Genomic DNA, 20,463 nt, shown 5'->3' with positions numbered 1-20,463 from the left:
CATCTTAGCCGAAGTCGCCATCGAGTCCGAATCCGCACCCGATTTTCTCACTAAAGCGGTGGAATTTGTCAACGAGAGCATCTGGGGGACGCTTTCTTGTACCGTGTTAATCGATCCTAAAACTCAGCAAAAATACCACTCAGAATTCGATACGGCGATCGCTAATCTTCAGTATGGTGCGATCGGGGTCAATATTTGGTCGGCAATGTTATTTTATTTCGGCTCGACGACTTGGGGTGCTTATCCAAAAAACACCCTCGCCGATATCGGTTCGGGGATTGGTTTCGTCCATAATAGTTATCTATTCGCTCGACCCCAAAAATCCGTCGTCTACGCACCATTTCGGATTTTTCCCACTCCCCCCTGGTTTGCCAATCACAAAAATCTGCTGGGGATGGCGCGGAAGTTACTCAAGTTTGAAGCTTATCCCACCTGGCAAAATCTCCCAGGGTTGGTAATGGCGGCTTTACGGGGTTAAGCATCCGATCCGATTTTGGTATACGATCTGTAAGAAACTGTATGCAAAAAAACACCAGCTTGACACTAGGGGAACATTTTGAAACCTTTATCGCCAGTCAAATCGATAAGGGGCGGTTTTCTTCAGCTAGTGAAGCCATTCGTGCGGGACTCCGGTTATTAGAAGAACGTGAAGTGAAATTGGCAGCTTTGCAAAAAGCATTGCAAGAGGGTAAAAATAGTGGACTGGCTGAGTACTCTCTCTCTGGTTTGCTGGAAGAATTAGATTGAGAGTATTATGTTTTATCGATCGCCTAGAAATGCTAAAATCGGCTGAATGATGCGCTCGTTCCAGGCAGTTTGAATTAAGTCAACAAATAAGCGATCGATGCCACCTACCTGCTGAATGTAGAGAGATAATACATCTACTTTATATCCCGAACCTTGTCCCCAGCGATCGATCGCTTGTTGCCAAAAGATCGATTCATCATAATCTCTCGGTGCTAGTACTCGATCGCTTAAAATAGTTTCGATTTCGACACCGAGATCGATCGATATAATCTGAATTACATTTGCAGGAGCAGATGGAAATCTTTCGGTGAATATACAAATCGATTCGTCGCTTTCTCGAATATATTCAGCTAAATCTCGGCGATCTTTGGTGGCGAGATCTAGTCCTCGCGTATCGATAATATTACCAATGCGCTGGCGATCGAAACCTAAAATGCGATCGGATAAGTTTAGATAGATGCGTTTGGGAATTGAAAAGTTAGCTAATTTAGCAACATTAAGCGATTGAAATATTTCACTCAGCCACGATTTCTCATCTAGCTCTGTCAATTGAGGCTGAATTTTAGTTTCGGTTCTGGTTGCTAATTTTCCGCGCTGGATTAATTCGTGTTTGAAATCATCATATCGATCGCTAGTAGAATACGATCCAAATCCTAAAGCACAATCTTGAATTCTGCCATTAACAATCAGCTCAGGTAATTCGACAATATTCCGAATCGCGCGGAGTATTTCGTCTGGTGGAATCTCTACCCGAATTTTTAAAATTTATCCCAGATATAGGTTAGAGCAAGTCGATCTTTTCTGGGGTCAATTCGGTAACATTATTAATAACGATCGTCGCACCAGCTCGGAGTAGGCTATCGCGGTAGTCATCAATTTGGGAGGCTTCAGAGAGGATGTGGGGTGGTAATACGCCCACGCCGATGAAGTGTCGATCGGGCTGTTTGCTGCTAGCATTAACGATCGTGTGCATATCGGCGACGGTATCGCCCACATAAACGATCGACCGATTTTCGGCAGGTTTCTGGCTGGCGGATAGCTGTGCTACTACCATGAATAGTCCGGTGGGATCTGGTTTGCCCGGTGCATCTTCCATTGCCACTAAAATGGGTGCATTTAAACCGAGTCGGCGGTGGAGGATATAACTAGCAGAACCTTGCGTCGCACCGCTAAAAAAGCCCCAGGGGATGCCTGCTGCGGTTAATGAGTTAAAGTATTCGCGGCTGGCTAAGAGCGGTTCGTCGCAGATATAGCCATTCCAATTAACTGGATCGGTACCGCGATATTTGGTCTGAAAATAAGCGACAATGCGTTCGTAATCTAGTTTCAACTCAGATCGCGGTTGTCCCTGACTTTCAAAATAGCGATAAATCAGCTCCTGCGATCCTTCCCAATCGTTATTCCAAATGCCTTCACCTTTGAGCTTATCGATGTCGATCGGACTTGGGCGAAAGGAGCCACTGGTAAATTCTGCCACGGTATCTGCCAAGGCACGACGATAGGAATTGCCTACGTCTCGAATTACTCCATCGATATCAAATACGACGATCGCGCTCATCTTTAAAACCTTGCCACTAACTTAATTCAAAATTTACCATATTCCAGCCCTGCTCGCGATCGAAATTGAGACCGGGACCGATCTGGTTTTTAAAAATAAAACTGCTGCAATCCGCATGATGTCGTCAAACTTATCGCCAAGATCGAAGCGATCGAATCGCGCGATCGTTTTAAACTGAGAATTACCGATCGTCTAAAATGTACCGATCTGAAATAGCAAACAGATGGTATAATTGTGGATTGTGTGCCAAAGTACTAAGCAAATATGACCGAAACCATTACCGAAACCTTACCAGTAAACGCATCCAAATTTATCTTAAAAGTTCTCTGGTTGGATGAGAACGTCGCATTAGCAGTAGACCAAGTAGTGGGTAAAGGGTTGAGTCCTCTGACTGCTTACTTTTTTTGGCCGCGCAATGATGCGTGGGAACAGCTCAAAGCCGAGTTAGAAGCCAAGCACTGGATTGCGGAAATCGATCGTGTGGGCATTCTCAATCAGGCTACTGAAGTAATTAACTATTGGCAAGAAGAAGGTAAAGGTCGTCCGTTACCTGAAGCTCAACTCAAGTTTCCTGAAGTTATTTTTACTGGCAGTAATTAGATTTGATGTTGGGGATTGGGGTAAACTCGATACCCCAATCCGCAGGCGCGCCCATCGGAATCGATCTCGATCGTCGAACTGGCAAATTAGTGGTTAATTTTTAAGTAAATATCGATCTGTCGTTCTAGATCTGCTATATTTGTGGAGTTATCTAGATTAACATCTGCTAGGGCCGCTTTATCGACTAGCGACATTTGACTATCGATGCGGATATTGGCGGCGGATGCATCAATACGATCGCGGGTCATAATTCGGTGTAGTTGAACGGAACGATCGCAACTAACTACCCAAATCTCAGTCACCAGATCGGTCATGTTTGCCTCAAATAGTAATGGAATCGCTAGAACGGCGGTAGCATCAGCCTCAAGGCGGCTAATTTCAATCTCGAAGCAGTTTCGCACGTAGGGATGAATTTGAGCTTCTAGCCACTGCCGCTCGTGGATATTCCCGAAGATGATTTCGCCCAACCGAGTGCGATCGAGTGCGCCATCAGATTGTAAGATAGCGATCCCATATCGTTGACCGATCGCTTGTAAAATTGGCGAACCGATAGCTACAGCCGATCGAGCATAAATATCCGCATCCCAAATTGGTAAGTTATAGCGCGATTGTAAGTAGTTGGTGACGGTACTTTTGCCCGTACCGATGCCGCCAGTAATTCCGATGAGACGCATAGATTAGTGGATAGCTTGCACTGTTGGCGTAGCCTCGCCCTGGGCGATACGACAGCCGTAGCGTAGCATCTGGAGCCAGGAGAAGTGTGGATAGTGGATAGTGGATAGTGGATAGCCACTTGTTACTGACTGGTTTTGAGAAAATCCGATCGATATCGATGGTCGTGGATGTAGAGATGGTTTTTAAAAGCTAACTTGGCGATAAGTTGTGGGGGTAATAGTTTGACAGATCGACAAAATCGAGATATCTGGGAATTGATTCAAGCATTCGATCGCGGTCGTCGTCCCGACCTTTTAGATCGAAAATATAGTAAGATGCGGAAAAATGCTTTGGCGTTTTTCAGAGGTAGTTGCCATCTATTCTATCGAGATTTGCCGAAAGAATCGAGTTTGAATTTAGCCCCACCCGTATGGATTTGTGGGGACTTACATTTAGAAAATTTTGGAGCTTATAAAGGCGAAGATCGCCAAATTTATTTTGGGATTAATGATTTTGATGAAAGTATCTTGGCTCCTTGTGCTTGGGATGTCGTTCGCTTAGTAACTAGTATCTTGTTGGCTGTCGATAAACTATCGACACGAGCTGATGGTGAAAAATTGTCACAAATATATCTTACCAGTTATACTAACACTTTGAGTGCTGGAAATATTAGCGCAATCGTCGAAGCGAATGCACGCGGTATAGTTGCCAATCTCTTAGCCGATGTACGTCGCCGCAAACGTAGCGATTTATTAGCCGAGCGGACTATCCTAAATAAGGCACGACGGCAATTAAAATTCGATAATGACAAGATTTTAGAAACGAGCTTAGATCGATTGAATCGAGTCAAAGCGGCAATCGAAAATTGGGCGCAAACGCAAGCAAAGCCAGAATTTTTCGAGGTATTAGATATCGGGTTTCGAGTTGCAGGTACTGGCAGTTTGGGACTCGATCGATACATTATTTTAGTAACAGGAAAAGGTTCGCCCGATAAGAATTATTTACTCGATTTCAAGCAACAGCCAAATTCCGCTTTGCAACCTTACGCTATTTGCCAACAACCTGAATGGGAAAATCCGGCAACGCGAGTAATGAGCGTTCAAAAATTAGTCCAATCATCACCACCCGCGTTACTCGCAGCAATCGAGGTTGAAGATTATAGTTATTTATTAAGAGAACTTCAGCCTACACAAGATAAAATCGAGATCGATCCAGATCGAATTAGTCTCGAACGATTTGAAAAACTCATCGATATGATGGCAGAAATTACTGCCTTTGCACATCTGCATGGTAGCGGTAAATTGGGTGCAGCATCGGCACAAGCTCTCATCGATTTTGGGCATAATTTAGATTGGCAACAGCAGGTACTAGACTATGCTGTTAATTATGCTCGGCAAGTAAGGTTAGATTTTGAATATTTTTGTCAGGCTAGTGTCGATCGATAACTAAAATTAAATCGAATGTCTGTAGATGGGTACAAGATGTGAGAATATCGATCGCAGCACCGCATCTTATTCTTAACCCCTAATTCGATCGTGAACTATTTTAGAAGATTGTTAATTGGGATTGGCACGATCTCGCTATCGGCTTGTACTACCACCATCCCGACATCATCGATACCTACAGTTTCACCTTCGCCCATTATCGCCCCTACACCTGCAATTTCCCCCGCACCGACTGTTACCCCTGCACCAGGTGGTTCGATCGCTCCAGGCGCAATTAGCCCCGCTCCAGCAACAAAATTGCCAACTGCGATTCCGAATGTCAGCCCCCTCCAAACTCCAGGAGTAGCACCACTTCCCGCACAGGTTGGCGATTATCAAGTAATCGACGAGTTAAAACAGCCGCAATTTATGGTGCAGAGTCGCGATATTTTAAAAACATCGAGTCTGCCAAATAGTCAGGTAAAATTTAATGCCGCAGATTTATTAGTCGTCTTAAAAAGTACGCGTAAATACTTTAAAAATCGCTTAGATAACGACCCAGATCTTCAGCGCGAGGGAATTTTAGGGACTCAGGGAGTAACAGTTCCAGATATTCTCAAGACACTAGATTTTATGGTGTTAACACTCCAGCAGGATATCAAGGCTAAGAAACCGATCCGGCTGCAAGATCCTAAGTTTTTAAATGCTAATTTTAGAGCGATTCAATGGACGGCTTTCGATCCGACAGCATTGGACAAGAAACGAGTAAGAATGACTAAATATGCTGTATTCACTCACCCCGGATCTCGCAAACCGACTAAAGAATTTACCGCCGGATTATACGCACTCAAACCAGGTGTCGATGCCGATGCACTTAGGGTCAAATATACCAAACAAGATGTTTTAAAAAATATCTACGAACCTGAAGGTCAAGAATTTGGTGCGGTAGAACCACTGGCTTATCTCGATCGCGAAGGTTTAGAATCGGCATTAATGGAAGGGACTGTTTTAATTAAATTTACAGATGGCAAGTCCGCATTTTTTAACGTCGATCGCAATAATAATATTCCCTATATTAAAGGTCTAGAACCGACAGAACAAAAGCGATACTGGTATTTTAAACCCGTGACTGCAATTAAAGGATACGGGCAAACGATCGAAACCAAAATATCGCTCAAACCGGGCGTAACTTTTGCAGGCGATGTCTTAAACATCGGCTTGGGTAGAATCGTAGTCACAGAGAATGCGATCGATGGTAAGCCGCAATTACGGATGGGAATTATCGCCGATACGGGTGGGGCATTTCTACCCAATTTGCATCAGTTAGATTTTTTGGCAGGAGTATTCGATACCAAGGCAGATTTCGCGGCATATACGAGCAAATTACCCGAATATACCAAAGCATATATTCTCGTCAAGCGATCGGCAAATACGACCAAAATCAGCAATCGTAATTCGGGGAATAGCAGCCAGAAGTTACAGTAAATAAAGGTCTTCGATCGCAATTACTAAAAATTGAGTAAAACCTAATAGTACCTGCTAGATTGAACCTTTATAATCGAAAGGTTCAATCTCAATCCAACAGCTAGAATCGAAAGCCAGCACCGACGGCGATACCAGTAGTTTGACCGCGATCGGTACTTAAAGGTACGATTAGTGATGCTTTCAATCGTAGACTATCGCTCAGATCTAGATCTGCGCCACCAACTAAACTAAAAGTAGTCACACTATTACTACCAGTATTAACATCTACAGAACCACCCACAAATGGGGTAATTCGTAGGGTGGAATCGGTGTTGGCTAGTGGTAGATCGTAGGTAAGGGCTGTACCAAAATCAGTTCCATTACTAGGAAAATAAACGAATGGACGTAGGGAGAGATTATCGCTAATCCCAAATTTAGAATCAATACCGATTGATGTTTGTCCGTTACCGAATAAAACCGATGGCCCAATGGAACTTTGCTGGCGGACTAATTGCGCGCTAGCTGGGGTACTCAGCCCCATTGCTGTCATGGAGGATAAAATAGTAGCTAATGCAATAATATATCTTTTCATCTGGAATTTTCCGGCTATAGATGGAGCAAGGGTGGTTAATTTCATGCGGAAGCAACTGCAACTTTTATTGTTGGAGTTGGATCGAATCTCTATACTGCTATTGTATCGAGCCAATTTGGAGCTGATATCCATCTATAGTTAGAGATCTTAATAGTTTGAAGTGTGACTAAAGTATCGAAGACGCTCTATAATAGCTGCTGGTAACTCAAAGTATTAAAACCGATCGAATAGCTCCAATATCCGATAATTTATTTAGCTAAAACAGCCGACTGGAAGGGAATCGATCGGTAAGTTTTTAGTTAATGTTAATCTGGTGACAATAAATATCTCGATCGAGCATCTGTCGATCGAAATAAATTGGCTTTCGACCTACTTCACAAGTCAGAGGAGGGGCAATTTATAAATTGTCCCTCCCCTAACTTTTACCTCTGTTGAGTACTAGATACCAACTGCGGTTATTTAAGCTGCTAGGTAGGGATAATCGGTATATCCTTCAGCCCCCGCAGAATAGAACTTAGAAGCATCTGGGGCATTAAGCTGGGCATTTTTAGCAAACCGGGTGGGGAGATCGGGATTGGCGAGGAAAGAGGTACCGAAAGCTACTGCATCGAGCTTACCACTGGAAATCGCTTCATCTGCTTCCTCGGCACCATAGCCCATATTGCCAATCATAACGCCCTGATAGATCGATCGGATCGCCGTCATGACATCACCCTGTTGTACTCCAAAGAAATCTGCGCGCATGACGTGGAGATAGGCAAGACGATCGTCGTTGAGCCGATTAGCCAACCAACTAAAAGTACCCACCGGATTGCTATCGACCATACTATTGAAGCTATTGAGCGGTGAAATTCTGACACCTACCCGATTGCTACCCCAAACAGAAATCGTGGCATCTAACACTTCTAACAGCAACCGGGCGCGATTTTCGACAGCACCACCATAGGCTCCACTCCGCTGGTTAGCACCATCCCGCAAAAATTCATCTAATAAATAACCATTCGCGGCATGGACTTCTACGCCATCGAATCCGGCTGCTTTAGCATTTACCGCTGCTGCTTTAAAACCAGCGATTATCGCGGGTATTTCTGCATCTGTAAGGGCGCGAGGAACGGCGTAGGGTACCTTACCATTGGGAGTATGGAATTCGTCGTTAGTAATTGCGATGGCACTAGGCGCGACGGGAACGGCACCACCATTGAGCAATGGATGGCAAGCTCTACCACCATGCCAAATCTGGAGCAAGATCTGACCGCCTTTGGCGTGAACTGCATCGGTGACTTGTTTCCAGCCAGCGACTTGAGCATCGTTATAAATTCCTGGTTCATCTCCAAAAGCAGAGCAACCAGCCATCGCCGCCGTCGCCTCGGCAATAATTAATCCCGCACTGGCTCGTTGGCTGTAATGCTCTGCCATTAGTGCTGTCGGTACGTGGTCTTTATCTGCCCGACAGCGAGTTAATGGTGCCATTAAAATCCGATTGGGGATAGTTAATGCCCCAACTTGTAGCGGTGTGAATAGATGGGTAAATGTCATAAGCTAACTAAGTGGTAATGAAGAGTGAGGTTAGTCTGCTGTAGCAATTTCGGTAGTTCGATTATCTCGAACTATTAAACTATATCAACTTACATGGCATAATGCAAGTAGCTCTTTAATTATTGTGGTAAGTTTAAGTCCCGGCGATCGTGGGAACTTAACTGTCAACCGATTTCTACATCATGCGTCCTTTCTATCATCCGCAAGCTGAAGATATTTCTCTAGTCGGCGTATTCTATGCACTGGGAGATCCCGTCAGGTTACAGATCGTCCGACAACTTGCAGCAACAGGGGAATTAACATGTTCTGATTTAGACTGTGCTGTTGCTAAATCTACCATGTCCCATCATTTCAAAATCTTGCGAGAATCGGGGCTAGTGTTCACGCGCAAGGAAGGTACTCAGCATATTAATATCCTCCGCGTGGAAGATCTCGACAGGTTATATCCAGGATTATTGGCGGTGGTGTTGCGCGATTCCCTTGTGGCTGCGACATAAAATTGAGAGTTACTACTCCCATACGGATACAGAGCGATCTTCTGCCGATCGAAGCTGTTGCTGGAGATCTTGCCAATTGACTGAGGTACTTAGTGTATCGAGTAATAATTTTCCATCTTGTAAATAGAGTAATCGATCGCTAAATTTGGCGGCTAGTTCTAATTGATGGTTGATGACGATCGTGCCGATTTGTTGCGATCGAGTAATCTCGTCGATTGTCTTTAATATTCGTTCGGCGGTGGTAAGATCTAAATTAGCGATCGGTTCGTCGAGTAGTAAAACTTGCGGTTGAGTAATCATGCCTCTAGCGATCGAGACAATTTGTTTTTGTCCGGTAGAAAGTTGTAATTCTGTCAGATCGAACCAATCGCTGGGAATCTCTAATCGATCGGTAATTGTCACGATCCGTTGTTTAATTTCTTCAGGATCTAACGATTGCAATTGTAAGGGATAAGCTAGCGCATCGCGGACTTTCATTCCCAATAGTTTTGGTTCCTGAGCGACTAGCATTACTCGCTGTCGTAAGGTCGTTGGCGGAATCGATCGATAGTTTTCACCATTTAGTAGTATCTGCCCATTTGTCGGTTCGCTGAGACGATTTATCAGCCGGAAGAGCGTACTTTTGCCCGCGCCTGTAATGCCTGTTAAGGTAATCGATTCCCCCGCAGCTAGGCTCAAGGAAATATCGGTCAGCAACGGACGGGTAAAATTGGGTGGTGTATAATCGATCGATTCGAGTTGGAGTAGCAAGCTAGTTGTTAGTAATTGGACTACCAAATTAGTCTATTATTATTGTGCTACCGATCCTGTAAATACTAACTCAGCAGGCCCAGTCATGTAAACGCGATTATCTTCGATCGACCATTCAATATACAGGCAGCCGCCGGGTAATTCTACCGTACAATTGCGATCGGATTTACCTGTCAAAACTCCTGCCACCACCGTCGCACAGGCACCCGTACCGCAGGCGAGAGTAATTCCCGCGCCGCGTTCCCAGACGCGCATTCTTAAATAATCGGGGCGGATAACTTGCACGAATTCGGTATTAGTTTTTTGGGTAAAAACGGGGTGACACTCAAATTTTGGCCCGATAGTTGCCAGCGGAATTGCATTAGCATCTTCCACAAAAGTCATACAGTGCGGGTTGCCCATACTCACACAAGTAACCGTCCAAGATTTGCCATCGACTTCGATCGATCGATCGACTACTTTATCTTTTGGCGTAGCTAAAGTAGTCGGAATTTCAGCCGCAAGCAAACGGGGTTCGCCCATATCTACCCGCACTTGCCCTTCTGGGAAAATTTCGGGGGTAATAATACCTGCTAGCGTGTGAATTTTATAAGTTACAGCTTCATCGATTTTGCCTTCTAATGCAGCGATAAATTTTGCCATACAGCGAATGCCATTGCCGCACATTTCTGGTTCGGAACCATCGGAATTAAAAATCCGCATGGTGTAGTCGGTATCTGCCGTGCCTGGGAGTACAAAAATCACCCCATCCCCACCGATGCCAAAATGTCGATCGCACCACATAATTGCCTCATCTGGCTCGATTGCTGGGGTATCGCTATGACGATTATCGATTAGGATGAAATCGTTGCCTAAGCCTTGATATTTGCTAAATGCGATTGACATAGGTTAAGAGGATGGGGGAAGGCTCAAGAATACTTAATTGTAACAGAAGATTTAAGGCGATCGAAACCGCCATCCAATACCCGCAAGGCACTTGCAGCACCAATGAGATCTTAGGATATTTTAGATTTTGGATTAATAATCACCCTCGTCCCCTCGTCCCCCCGTCCCCCGTCCCCCGTTACCCGTCTCCCATCTCCCTCCGCAGATGTTATAAAGTAAGTTAGGCAACCCCCAAAACAGTGACAACGGCTATTTAATCCGATCGACCAAATGCAATTTATTCTAGGGCTAATCTCCATCCTCATCGCTGAAGTGGTGCGCGACATATATCATATCGCCGGACATTACTGGCAACCAATTAAGCAGTTCCATCTGCTGCATCACAAAGCCTATCGGCGAGATTTTTCCATTGCTAATATGGAGATTTACCAAAAGTCGCAATTGTATAATGATGTCCCCGAAGCCCTGTGTATGGTAGGCTTGACAGCGGTAATGGCGGTAGTGACTCAGAATCCGGGAATGTGGATGGGTTGTATTTATTCTTGTGCATTTTTGATTCCCGCATTTTTACGATCGCAAGGGAAATTATTAGCAACAGATCTCAGTCATAAGCCTGGAGATTTAGAGGGGATTCCGGCGTTATGGCGCGTCAATCGCACTTATCATTGGCGACATCATTTTGATGAAACTAATGCTTATTATGCCGGACATTTTACATCTGTCGATCGGCTAATCGGTACCAGTTTAGCTTTAAAAGGAAAAGTAGTAGCAGTGACTGGGGCTTCGGGTGCTTTAGGGAGCGCGCTAATTACCGAATTAATTAAACAAGGTGCCAAAGTTACGGCAATTACTACTAATCCCGCCGCCGAATTTGCACCAGAGGTAACAGTATTAGGTTGGCAATTGGGATTGGAAGCAGAGTTATTAACTAGCCTGCGATCGGTAGATATTTTGGTTGTAAATCATGGTATTAATGTCTATGGCGATCGGTCTGTTGCAGCTACTTACGACTCATTTGAAGTCAATACATTTTCCGCACTCAGACTCGCCGAATTATTTCTGAGTACCGTTACTAAATCGAGCGATCGGGCAACCAAAGAACTTTGGGTTAATACGTCTGAAGCTGAAGTAAATCCGGCTTTTAGTCCCTTGTATGAATTGTCTAAACGCACGCTGGGCGACCTAGTAACGCTCCGAAGACTAGATGCACCCTGCATTATTCGGAAACTAGTTTTAGGCCCATTCAAGAGCCAGTTAAACCCCTCTGGTGTGATGTCTGCCGAATGGGTAGCTGGCGCGATTATCTTTTTAGCAAAACGAGATTTCAGGAATATTATTGTTACCATCAATCCACTTACCTATCTACTTTTTCCGATTAAAGAGTTTTTTCAATCTCTCTATTTTCGGCTTTTTACTAAAAATTAAGATCGATTCGTTTCGATGTTGGATATAAACAAGCTGGGTGGACAATTTCCACCCAGCTTTACGATTTAGAAGTATATCTATTACTACTAAGTTCTTTTGCCAAAGCCTTTACCAGCACTTACCTTACTGGTGGTCAAGCAATTTTCTAATTGTTTGAGAATCTTGTCACGATCGAGATCTTGTCCGATAATGACAAACTTAGTCTGAGGCTGACTTTTCCACTGGTCATCATCGATCGAGAACCGTTTGCCACAGAGGTGGAACACATGACACTTATCGCTTTCATCGAACCATAAAAATCCTTTAGCGCGGAAGATATTTACAGTCAATTGATTGTCTAAGAAATGCTGAAATTTGCGAAGCAAGAAAGGTCGATCGCTTACAAAAGATAATGAAGTAAAACCATCATTTTCTAAGTGGTGAGAATGGTCGTGATGGTCGTGTGAATGGTCGTGGTCGCACTTATTATGGTCGTGGTCGCAATTACTATGGTCTTCATGCTCTGCATGTGCATGGGCATGGTCGTGATGTTCGTGTTCATCGTGTTTAGCGGGAGCCTCTAGATATTTATCAGACTCAAATAAACCCACGCTAAGAATCATTGGTAACGACACTTGCGATTTTTTAGTCCGAATGATTCTCGCGCCTTCTTTCATATCGCGAATCCGAACTTCTAATAGATCTACATCGGCTTCATCGTAGATCGATCTTATTTAACAAAATAATATCGCCATAAGTAATCTGACTTTGAGCGGCTTCGCTATTAAATAAATCGAGACTAAAATTCTCGGCATCGACCAAAGTAATAATCGAATCTAGTCGAGTCACATCGCGCAACTCCGTACCTAAAAATGTGAGTGCGACGGGTAAAGGATCGGCTAAACCAGTAGTTTCGACAACTAAATAATCGATTTGTTCCGATCGAGCTAATACTTTATGTACCGCATTTACCAAATCTTCATTGATCGTACAGCAAATACAACCATTATTTAATTCCACCATATCCTCGCCCGTCGCGACAATCAGATCGTTATCGATGCCGATTTCGCCAAACTCATTCACCAGTACGGCAGTTTTAATCCCCTGCTGATTTTGCAGGATATGATTGAGGAGAGTAGTCTTCCCACTACCGAGAAAACCCGTAATAATCGTTACAGGTACTAATTTCTGGTCTACGTCGATGATTTCGAGAGTTGGGACGATCGTTGTTGATGTCATAAAAATATCGGGTAGGATAATAAATACTTTTAGTTGCTAGTTATTTATGACCGATGCGGTTACAAACCGCTGCTCGGAAAGACTAAATTAGCTCGTCTGTTTACATGGACTTTGTAAGTCTAGCGGTAATTTTAATCATTGGCACTCGATCGATGGCAAACTTAGAGTAGTTCGTTCCCGCGAGCCTCTTCGAGAACGAGAATCGCCAGCCATTGACTATTTTAACCTGTATTTGAAAGAGTCTAATTCCCTCCCTCCGAATAACTCCCATCTCCCATCTCCCATGAGCCTAACCATATACAACACCCTCACCAGAACCAAAGAGCCGTTCCAAACCTTAACACCCAACCGGGTGAAAATGTACTGCTGCGGGGTGACTGTATACGACTACTGCCATCTCGGTCACGCTCGATCGTATATTGTGTGGGATACCGTGCGCCGCTACTTGCAATGGCGCGGCTATGCAGTTGAATACGTCCAAAATTTTACCGATATCGACGACAAGATCCTCAAACGCGCCGATGTCGAACAGAGTTCGATGCAAGCAGTCGCTGAAAAGTACACCGCCGCCTATTTTGAAGATCTCCACCGTCTCAACGTCCGCGATGCCGATAGCTATCCTCTGGCTACCAAACACATCCAAGAAATTCAAGATCTAATCGCCGATCTCGAAACCAAAGGCTTCGCCTATGCAGTAGACGGCGATGTTTACTTCCGCGTGCGAAGATTTGACGAATACGGCAAACTCTCCAAGCGCAACCTCGAAGATCTCCGTGCGGGTGCTGGCGAACGCGTCGAAGCCGCAGATCCCGACCAAATCAAGAAAGAAGATCCCTTCGATTTTGCCCTCTGGAAGGCAGCAAAACCGGGCGAACCCTCCTGGGAGTCTCCGTGGGGAAATGGACGACCAGGCTGGCATATAGAATGCTCTGCGATGATCCAAAAGCAGTTAGGCGACACCATCGATATCCATTGCGGCGGCGGCGATTTAGTTTTCCCCCATCACGAGAATGAAATCGCACAATCTGAATGCGCTCACGATCGCAGGCCACTATCCACCTATTGGATGCACAATGGGATGGTCAAACTCAGCGGTGAAAAAATGTCCAAATCATTGGGCAACTTTATCACGATCCGCAAATTACTCGACGATTATCGCGATGGCAATCACCAACCCATCGATCCGATGACGGTGCGATTGTTCGTACTGACGGCTCAATATCGCAAACCGATGGATTTTAGCGATGCCTCGATTACCGCCGCTGGGCAAAGTTGGCAGACAATTAAGGATGGCATGTTATTCGGCTATGAATTTGGCGAAAAATTAGGCTGGGATAACCTCGATCCGATTCGTGCAGATACTCCAGCCACCATCGCAGAAGTAGACAGATTTCGCACCGCCGCAGACGACGATTTCAACTTTGCCGAAGGTTTAGTGGTAGTATTTGAACTCGCCAAAGAATTGCGAAAAGTGGGTAATATTATCACCCACGACAGCGAACAAACAGCAGATCCGATGCTGCTCAAAGACAAATGGCAAACATTAATAGAATTAGCAGGAGTGTTAGGTTTGGAAGTTAATCCCGATGAATTGAAAGTACAGGTAAGTGGTTTGAGCGACGCAGAAATTGAATCATTACTCACCGAACGTCAAATTGCCAGAGCAAATAAAGATTTTGCAACAAGCGATCGCATCCGCGCTCAATTAACCGAAGAAAAGATCGTAGTCATCGATAAAGCTGGCGTTCCTAGCACTTGGTATCGGGGGTAATCGATCGAAAGTAGTAAAATATGTCTTCAAATAACTTTGACTACGATAAAATGCTGCAATTCTCGATCGCCGCGATTCAAGAATTTGCTGCTAGCCATCAAGAAGAAGTATTTTATGGATTCTCTATTTATGATTCTCTGTTATGCTTGAATTCAGAGCAACAGTTTTCTAAGAGCCTAACCCGTTACTTGAGCTGGTATCCCTGGGAGTCTTCTGATAGTGAAGAAATCCAAGAATCAAGACTCGATCCTGGTGAGTGGGCGTATAAAGGGTTTGCTACTCTTAGAGATTCAGGCGGATTTGATGATAGAGCCTATAAAGAGTATTGTGAAGCTTCAGACGAAGAGCGTCAATCAACACCCTATGCACTGTCAATAGATAAACTTGTGCATGAGTTAATTTCAAAAGATGCTTTCTTAATTCTAAAAAGAACAAATAAGTTCTTGGCAAATAGAGATAAGGAGCGATTATAAAGAAAAGAAAGAAAAGTAGGGTGGGCACTGCCCACAACATAAGATTTTGATGAATTTTAAGGATGTTAAATAGAATATGTTTCAGGTTGAAAAACAAAAATGAACACTATAAATAGTTCACCGCTAGAGGATATAGATTTGTCGATCGAAACATCCGTAACAGAATTACAACGCCAGCTTAGTGAATCGCTCGATCGATTATCACCAGAACGATTGCATGTCCTGGCTGATTTTGCAGCTTATCTAGTAGATATAGAAAGCGAAGCTGCAACACAAGAACTCTTAGCAATTCCAGGATTGTTAGAACGAGTGAAGCAAAGTAAATCGATCCCTAAAGCTCATAGCAAAAACTGGAGAGAAATTCGCTCTGATGTATGAAGTTAATCTCCAGCCCGATGCTCAAGAGATTTACGCCAAAGCAGATAAAGCCCTGGCTGAAAAAATCATTCGATGTTTGGAACAACTTAGAGCAAACTCATTAATCGAGATCGATCTTCAAAGTAGATAGTAATAGAGATAAATACTTTATGACCTAGACAAACACTCAATATTATGGCTTACAATAACTTTTCTTTGCAAGATGTAATAGACCAATTTGAAATAAATTTACTTGAGTCAACTTTTTGTGATTCTCTGCCACCAGCAACCGCGCAGCCTGCATTTTTGACTATTTTTGAGCAATCTCTACCTTTAGCACAAAGAGCTAGATCTGAAAAAGCTAAGTCAGAATTATTAGTCAGTCCGATTTTAATTGAAGTGCAGCGACTGGTTGGCGATCGAATTCACTTATTTTCGGGAGAGGAATTCAATGTAGATAAAGATCGAGGTTTGAATGGTTTTTGTGATTTTCTATTTAGTAGATCGACAACCTCTTATATAATTCAAGCTCCCATTCTCATGTTAGTGGAAGCAAAAAAAGGGGAGTTAGATGTTGGCTTAGGGCAGTGTATCGCCGAAATGTTCGCCGCACAGATTTTTAATCAAACTAAAGATAAAGTGATTCCTGTTGTTTATGGCTGTGTGACTAGTGGTAAGTTATGGCAGTTCCTTAAACTAGAAGGCAAAGACGTAACTATCGATACTAATGAATATCAAGTTACTCCCGTCGAACGCATCCTCGGTATTATCTACTGGATGGTGAGTAATCGAAATAATAATTAATGTGCCAATTAAGCAAAGAAAAGTAGGGATGAATACTCTATGACATATACAACCGCTAAAGTTCTCACCTTTGACGAATTTATCGTCCAATATGGTGACAATCCTCGCTATGAGCTAATTGATGGAGAGTTACGCGATATGGAACCAACTGGCCCTCATGAAGCCGTAACCGGAAAGATAATCGGCTACATTTTTGTCGAAATTCTGCGTTCTCGCCGTAACTGGATCGTGCCTAAAAATTGTCTTATTAAACCACCAGCAATGGCGGCTACTGCGTTGCGCCCTGATGCGATCGTACTAGATGAAGCTAAACTTGCTAGAGAACCACTGTGGCGAAAAGAACCGATAATTTGCAATGGAAATACGATTCAACTAGTTGTTGAAGTTGTTAGCACTAATTGGCAAGATGACTATGCTCGGAAGATAGAAGAATACGCCCTATTGGGTATTCCAGAATATTGGATTGTAGACTACTTAGGAATCGGCGGTATTGCTTTTATCGGCAAACCAAAACAACCAACTTTCACAGTTTGTCAACTTGTGGGCGAGACATATAACCAACAACAATTTCGGTTGGGAGAATCGATCTTATCTCCTACCTTCCCCGAACTTCAGCTTCGGCTAGATGACATCCTCCCTCGTCAGTAGAGTTATCTATCTAGATAGCAGAATCAGTTCTCGATCTTACTACCCACATTCCGCACTTCGGAAAAGTAGCATGAAAAAAGCCTGATTTTACGTTGCTGCGATCGACGAGTTACGATCGGTAGTATCGCTAAACTGTCGAGTCTTCGTGACTAGGATGTGTCGTAAAAATTGAAGTGCGGAATGTGGGTTACTAAGCAGCCGATCGAACCTTGCCCACAGCGGATTCAATTTTTTGCTTCAATTCTGCGTCGATTTTAGGAATAATTGCGATCGCGCCCATATTTTCGATAACTTGCTCCTTAGAACTGGCTCCAGTAATGACCGTACTCACACGAGGATTGCTAGCACACCAGGCGATCGCCAATTGCGAGAGCGTACAGCCTAACTGCGCGCTAATCGGGCGGAGGCGTTCGGTAGCGGCAATCCAGTCGCTATTGGTAACTGTTTGTTGTAGCCACGAGTAGCCTGGTAAGGTCGATCGACTCCCTGCTGGCACACCATTGGCATATTTACCCGTGAGGACACCAGACGCAAGCGGACTCCAAGTAGTCAAACCCAATCCCTGCTCGTCGTAGAGACTGGCATATTCGGTTTCGACTCGATCGCGGTGAAATAGATTGTACTGGGGCTGCTCCATCACTGGCTTGTGCAGATGGTGTCGATCGGCAATTTGCCACGCGCTGCGGATCTCGGCTGCCGACCATTCTGAGGTGCCCCAGTAGAGTGCTTTGCCCTGTTGAATCATATCGTGCATCGCCCATACTGTCTCTTCGATCGGGGTATTGGGATCGGGACGGTGGCAGAATACTAAATCTACGTAGTCCAATTGTAAACGTTGGAGGGAAGCATCGATCGCGTGGTGGAGGTACTTCCGATTGAGTGTATTCTTGCGATTTGGCCCTTCGGCAATTCCCCAATAAAACTTAGTGGAGACAATGTAAGATTCGCGTTCCCAGCCTAAATGCTGGAGTGCATCGCCCATCAGGGTTTCAGATTTACCGCCAGCATAGACTTCAGCGTTATCAAAGAAGTTGACACCCGCATCTCTGGCAGCGGCAAGGGTGTCGATCGCCACATTCTTGTCTACCTGATTGCTGTAGGTAATCCAAGATCCCAGCGACAGTTCACTGATTTGTAAGCCAGAATGTCCCAAGCGGCGATATTTCATGCTCAATTCTCCTTAAAGGAACTCAAATTTGCAGGTAATTAAATTAGTTGTGCCCCAGTGACGATCGCTAGCTCTCAACCATTGGATTGTGGCGGACAATGGTTTGAGGCTAATCTGATGAGATTCACTAGCTCCCAAATTGCGATCGGGGCATATCTCTATCTTAATCATCTGGCTAGTGCTTGTCTTGGCAATTTACACTAAGAGCTTAGGTTATTTCCTGGATTTAATTAAGCGGTCTATTGTCTTGACTTTTGCACAACTGCCAACTATGGTTGGCTATAATACAAATCTAGGGAACGTTCGGACTTTGACGCGGATTGTAGAGCCTAAACAAGTCATTACCAATGCGAAAAATGAGAACCCTTGATGAAGTTACAGAAGCATATTTTCGCGCTCATCCTGAAGAAATCGACGATTATCTGACCGAAATTTTTCAAGATTTTGCCGAAGATAATGACACTGGAGTATTACTTGCATCATTGCGTGTCATTGCTCGTGTGCGTGGGGTTAGCGATATGGCAGCACAAATCGGGATGAGCAGACAGGGGATACAGAAAGCTTTATCTGATGATGGCAATCCACGTTTGGGTAATGTCACATCTATGATGAAGGCGATGGGCTATTGTTTGCTTCCGCAGAAACTTCCCGAACCTCAATCTGTCTCAATGTAAGCATCATCGGCGTTGTTGAATTGGGGTATGAAGCATAGATTGTGCCCTGCCCCCACGAGCTTGAGTTAGACTAATTTGATAAGTCTAGTCGGCTCCAGCTTGACAATGTTGAATTATGCATCTACCGATCTGTATCCACTCGATCCGATTTCCATCGATGGCTTGACTCGCTATATCGAACAAGCATTGCTATCGACTCCGCAATTGCGACAGGTATGGGTGAGTGGTGAAGTATCTAGTGCCACCCATCACCCTTCGGGCATCTACTTTACGCTCAAGGATAAAGTGGGTAAAGCAGCTCTACCAGCGGTGGTGTGGAAAAGTCAAATTCCCGAACTAGAGACAAAGCCGCAAGTGGGCACGGAAGTACTCGTATTTGGTAAGATTGCTGTCTACGCGCCGCATGGCAAATATCAGTTTCAGGCGCAGCAAGTTTTACCCTTGGGCGAGGGGTTACAGGCTTTGCGGTTGCAACGGCTCAAGCAACGACTCGCTGCTGAAGGTTTATTCGATCGAGAGCGCAAACGCGCCTTACCAGCTTATCCCCAGACGATCGCGGTAGTCACTTCGCCAACGGCGGCGGCATGGGGCGATATCGCCCGATCGCTACTCGCACGCGATCCGGGGGTCTTGGTATTATTTTCGCCAGCGACAGTGCAGGGGGAAAATGCGCCCAATTCGATCGAACGGGCAATCTCGCGGGTAGCGATCGACGGTCGGGCGGAGGTGGTTATTTTGGCTAGAGGTGGCGGTGCCAGCGAAGATTTGAGCTGTTTTAATAGTGAAATTGTCGTCCGTGCCATTGCCGAATGTCCGGTGCCAGTGGTGACGGGCATCGGACACGATCGCGATGAATCGTTGGCAGATTTGGTTGCTGATGCGAGTGCCACTACGCCGACAGCGGCGGCGATGCTGGTGGTGCCCGCACTCCAGGATCGCATCGACGCACATTTTACCAGGATCGATCGCTTGCAAGCGGCGATGCAGCGGGTCGCGATCGAGCGTCAGTCGCAATTAGATCGCTTGCGGCTGCGGTGCGAACGCATCAAGCCCGATCGCCAGTTAGCACTAGAGATAGATCGGCTCCACGGACTCCAGCAGCGTCTCCAGCGGGCGATCGCGGCAAAATTGCAAACTGTGTCCCAACAGCACTCACACCTGCGAGAGCGGTGCCAAACCCTCGATCCGCGATTGGTTTTGCAGCGCGGCTATGCCTTA

23 protein-coding genes and 2 pseudogenes are annotated in these 20,463 nt (G+C 44.8%); 16 read left to right on the top strand and 9 right to left on the bottom strand.

Features of this window, described 5'->3' with window-relative positions:
* Both Q0R35_RS10055 and Q0R35_RS10050 read left to right on the top strand, forming a co-directional pair.
* A pseudogene (locus Q0R35_RS10055) lies at window positions 1-478 on the top strand (NAD-dependent aldehyde dehydrogenase); the annotation flags it as partial.
* 41 nt (window positions 479-519) lie between these two features.
* Window positions 520-747: a type II toxin-antitoxin system ParD family antitoxin gene (locus Q0R35_RS10050; RefSeq protein ID WP_295617049.1), complete on the top strand. Its 228-nt coding sequence runs from the start codon at window positions 520-522 to the stop codon at window positions 745-747.
* Window positions 748-759: 12 nt separating this feature from the next.
* Here Q0R35_RS10050 and Q0R35_RS10045 read toward each other — a convergent pair whose 3' ends face one another.
* Together Q0R35_RS10045 and Q0R35_RS10040 are read right to left on the bottom strand one after the other, a co-directional pair.
* Entirely contained in the window at window positions 760-1,296 is a 537-nt protein-coding gene (locus tag Q0R35_RS10045) for a hypothetical protein (RefSeq protein WP_295617046.1), read from the bottom strand.
* 232 nt (window positions 1,297-1,528) lie between these two features.
* Window positions 1,529-2,305, bottom strand: coding sequence for a TIGR01548 family HAD-type hydrolase (locus tag Q0R35_RS10040; protein ID WP_295617043.1), 777 nt, complete (start codon window positions 2,303-2,305; stop codon window positions 1,529-1,531).
* Window positions 2,306-2,569: 264 nt separating this feature from the next.
* On the opposite strand from Q0R35_RS10040, the gene Q0R35_RS10035 reads away from it, so the two are divergent.
* Complete coding sequence (locus tag Q0R35_RS10035) at window positions 2,570-2,905, top strand: 30S ribosomal protein PSRP-3 (protein WP_295617040.1); 336 nt, start codon at window positions 2,570-2,572, stop codon at window positions 2,903-2,905.
* 86 nt (window positions 2,906-2,991) lie between these two features.
* On the opposite strand, the gene coaE is transcribed toward Q0R35_RS10035, so the two are convergent.
* Window positions 2,992-3,579 (bottom strand): dephospho-CoA kinase, encoded by a 588-nt coding sequence (coaE, locus tag Q0R35_RS10030; protein WP_295617037.1) that lies wholly within the window; start codon window positions 3,577-3,579, stop codon window positions 2,992-2,994.
* A 222-nt stretch (window positions 3,580-3,801) separates the two neighbouring features.
* Between coaE and Q0R35_RS10025 the strand changes: the two genes are divergently transcribed.
* Both Q0R35_RS10025 and Q0R35_RS10020 read left to right on the top strand, forming a co-directional pair.
* On the top strand, window positions 3,802-5,004 hold the full coding sequence (locus tag Q0R35_RS10025; protein ID WP_295617034.1) for a DUF2252 family protein: 1,203 nt from the start codon (window positions 3,802-3,804) through the stop codon (window positions 5,002-5,004).
* Window positions 5,005-5,094: 90 nt separating this feature from the next.
* The gene (locus Q0R35_RS10020; protein ID WP_295617032.1) at window positions 5,095-6,468 is read left to right on the top strand and encodes a hypothetical protein; all 1,374 of its coding nucleotides are present in this window, start codon (window positions 5,095-5,097) and stop codon (window positions 6,466-6,468) included.
* Between the two features lie 100 nt (window positions 6,469-6,568).
* On the opposite strand, the gene Q0R35_RS10015 is transcribed toward Q0R35_RS10020, so the two are convergent.
* The gene (locus Q0R35_RS10015; RefSeq protein ID WP_295617029.1) at window positions 6,569-7,039 is read right to left on the bottom strand and encodes a hypothetical protein; all 471 of its coding nucleotides are present in this window, start codon (window positions 7,037-7,039) and stop codon (window positions 6,569-6,571) included.
* A 459-nt stretch (window positions 7,040-7,498) separates the two neighbouring features.
* A complete protein-coding gene (locus Q0R35_RS10010; protein WP_295617026.1) occupies window positions 7,499-8,575 on the bottom strand; it encodes an alkene reductase in 1,077 nt (358 codons plus the stop codon).
* Window positions 8,576-8,757: 182 nt separating this feature from the next.
* Between Q0R35_RS10010 and Q0R35_RS10005 the strand changes: the two genes are divergently transcribed.
* Window positions 8,758-9,072: a metalloregulator ArsR/SmtB family transcription factor gene (locus tag Q0R35_RS10005; RefSeq protein WP_295617023.1), complete on the top strand. Its 315-nt coding sequence runs from the start codon at window positions 8,758-8,760 to the stop codon at window positions 9,070-9,072.
* Between the two features lie 12 nt (window positions 9,073-9,084).
* On the opposite strand, the gene Q0R35_RS10000 is transcribed toward Q0R35_RS10005, so the two are convergent.
* Both Q0R35_RS10000 and dapF read right to left on the bottom strand, forming a co-directional pair.
* On the bottom strand, window positions 9,085-9,849 hold the full coding sequence (locus tag Q0R35_RS10000) for an ATP-binding cassette domain-containing protein (RefSeq protein WP_295617020.1): 765 nt from the start codon (window positions 9,847-9,849) through the stop codon (window positions 9,085-9,087).
* A gap of 12 nt (window positions 9,850-9,861) precedes the next feature.
* Entirely contained in the window at window positions 9,862-10,707 is an 846-nt protein-coding gene (dapF, locus tag Q0R35_RS09995) for a diaminopimelate epimerase (RefSeq protein ID WP_295617017.1), read from the bottom strand.
* A 270-nt stretch (window positions 10,708-10,977) separates the two neighbouring features.
* Here dapF and Q0R35_RS09990 point away from each other — a divergent pair, with 270 nt between their 5' ends.
* Window positions 10,978-12,132, top strand: a complete 1,155-nt coding sequence (locus Q0R35_RS09990; RefSeq protein ID WP_295617014.1) for a bifunctional sterol desaturase/short chain dehydrogenase — start codon at window positions 10,978-10,980, stop codon at window positions 12,130-12,132.
* 86 nt (window positions 12,133-12,218) lie between these two features.
* Here the strand turns inward: Q0R35_RS09990 and Q0R35_RS09985 are convergent.
* Window positions 12,219-13,350: pseudogene (locus Q0R35_RS09985) on the bottom strand (GTP-binding protein).
* Window positions 13,351-13,633: 283 nt separating this feature from the next.
* Between Q0R35_RS09985 and cysS the strand changes: the two are divergent.
* The 6 genes from cysS (at window position 13,634) to Q0R35_RS09955 (ending at window position 17,403) form a co-directional block, all read left to right on the top strand.
* A complete protein-coding gene (gene cysS, locus Q0R35_RS09980) occupies window positions 13,634-15,121 on the top strand; it encodes a cysteine--tRNA ligase (protein ID WP_295617011.1) in 1,488 nt (495 codons plus the stop codon).
* Window positions 15,122-15,141: 20 nt separating this feature from the next.
* A complete protein-coding gene (locus Q0R35_RS09975; RefSeq protein WP_295617009.1) occupies window positions 15,142-15,594 on the top strand; it encodes a hypothetical protein in 453 nt (150 codons plus the stop codon).
* Between the two features lie 99 nt (window positions 15,595-15,693).
* Complete coding sequence (locus Q0R35_RS09970) at window positions 15,694-15,972, top strand: hypothetical protein (protein WP_295617005.1); 279 nt, start codon at window positions 15,694-15,696, stop codon at window positions 15,970-15,972.
* A complete protein-coding gene (locus Q0R35_RS09965) occupies window positions 15,965-16,102 on the top strand; it encodes a hypothetical protein (RefSeq protein WP_295617003.1) in 138 nt (45 codons plus the stop codon). Before Q0R35_RS09970 ends, Q0R35_RS09965 begins: the two co-directional genes overlap by 8 nt.
* Window positions 16,103-16,146: 44 nt before the next feature.
* The gene (locus Q0R35_RS09960; RefSeq protein ID WP_295617000.1) at window positions 16,147-16,755 is read left to right on the top strand and encodes a hypothetical protein; all 609 of its coding nucleotides are present in this window, start codon (window positions 16,147-16,149) and stop codon (window positions 16,753-16,755) included.
* Window positions 16,756-16,794: 39 nt separating this feature from the next.
* Entirely contained in the window at window positions 16,795-17,403 is a 609-nt protein-coding gene (locus Q0R35_RS09955) for a Uma2 family endonuclease (RefSeq protein ID WP_295616997.1), read from the top strand.
* 190 nt (window positions 17,404-17,593) lie between these two features.
* Here Q0R35_RS09955 and Q0R35_RS09950 read toward each other — a convergent pair whose 3' ends face one another.
* Window positions 17,594-18,571 carry an aldo/keto reductase gene (locus tag Q0R35_RS09950; RefSeq protein ID WP_295616994.1) on the bottom strand — a complete coding sequence of 326 codons (978 nt, stop codon included), beginning with the start codon at window positions 18,569-18,571 and terminating at the stop codon, window positions 17,594-17,596.
* 57 nt (window positions 18,572-18,628) lie between these two features.
* On the opposite strand from Q0R35_RS09950, the gene Q0R35_RS09945 reads away from it, so the two are divergent.
* From Q0R35_RS09945 to xseA, 3 genes are all read left to right on the top strand, one after another.
* Entirely contained in the window at window positions 18,629-18,775 is a 147-nt protein-coding gene (locus Q0R35_RS09945; RefSeq protein ID WP_295616991.1) for a hypothetical protein, read from the top strand.
* A gap of 152 nt (window positions 18,776-18,927) precedes the next feature.
* Window positions 18,928-19,245: an addiction module antidote protein gene (locus Q0R35_RS09940; RefSeq protein WP_295616989.1), complete on the top strand. Its 318-nt coding sequence runs from the start codon at window positions 18,928-18,930 to the stop codon at window positions 19,243-19,245.
* A 105-nt stretch (window positions 19,246-19,350) separates the two neighbouring features.
* Window positions 19,351-20,463: exodeoxyribonuclease VII large subunit (xseA, locus tag Q0R35_RS09935; protein WP_295616986.1), on the top strand; the 1,113-nt coding region annotated here is incomplete at its 3' end.

Origin of the sequence: Chamaesiphon sp. GL140_3_metabinner_50 (genome assembly GCF_025361915.1) — a bacterium.
Lineage (GTDB): Bacteria > Cyanobacteriota > Cyanobacteriia > Cyanobacteriales > Chamaesiphonaceae > Chamaesiphon.
Note: the sequence above shows the minus strand (reverse complement) of the source record. Positions and strands in the feature narration are given on the sequence as shown.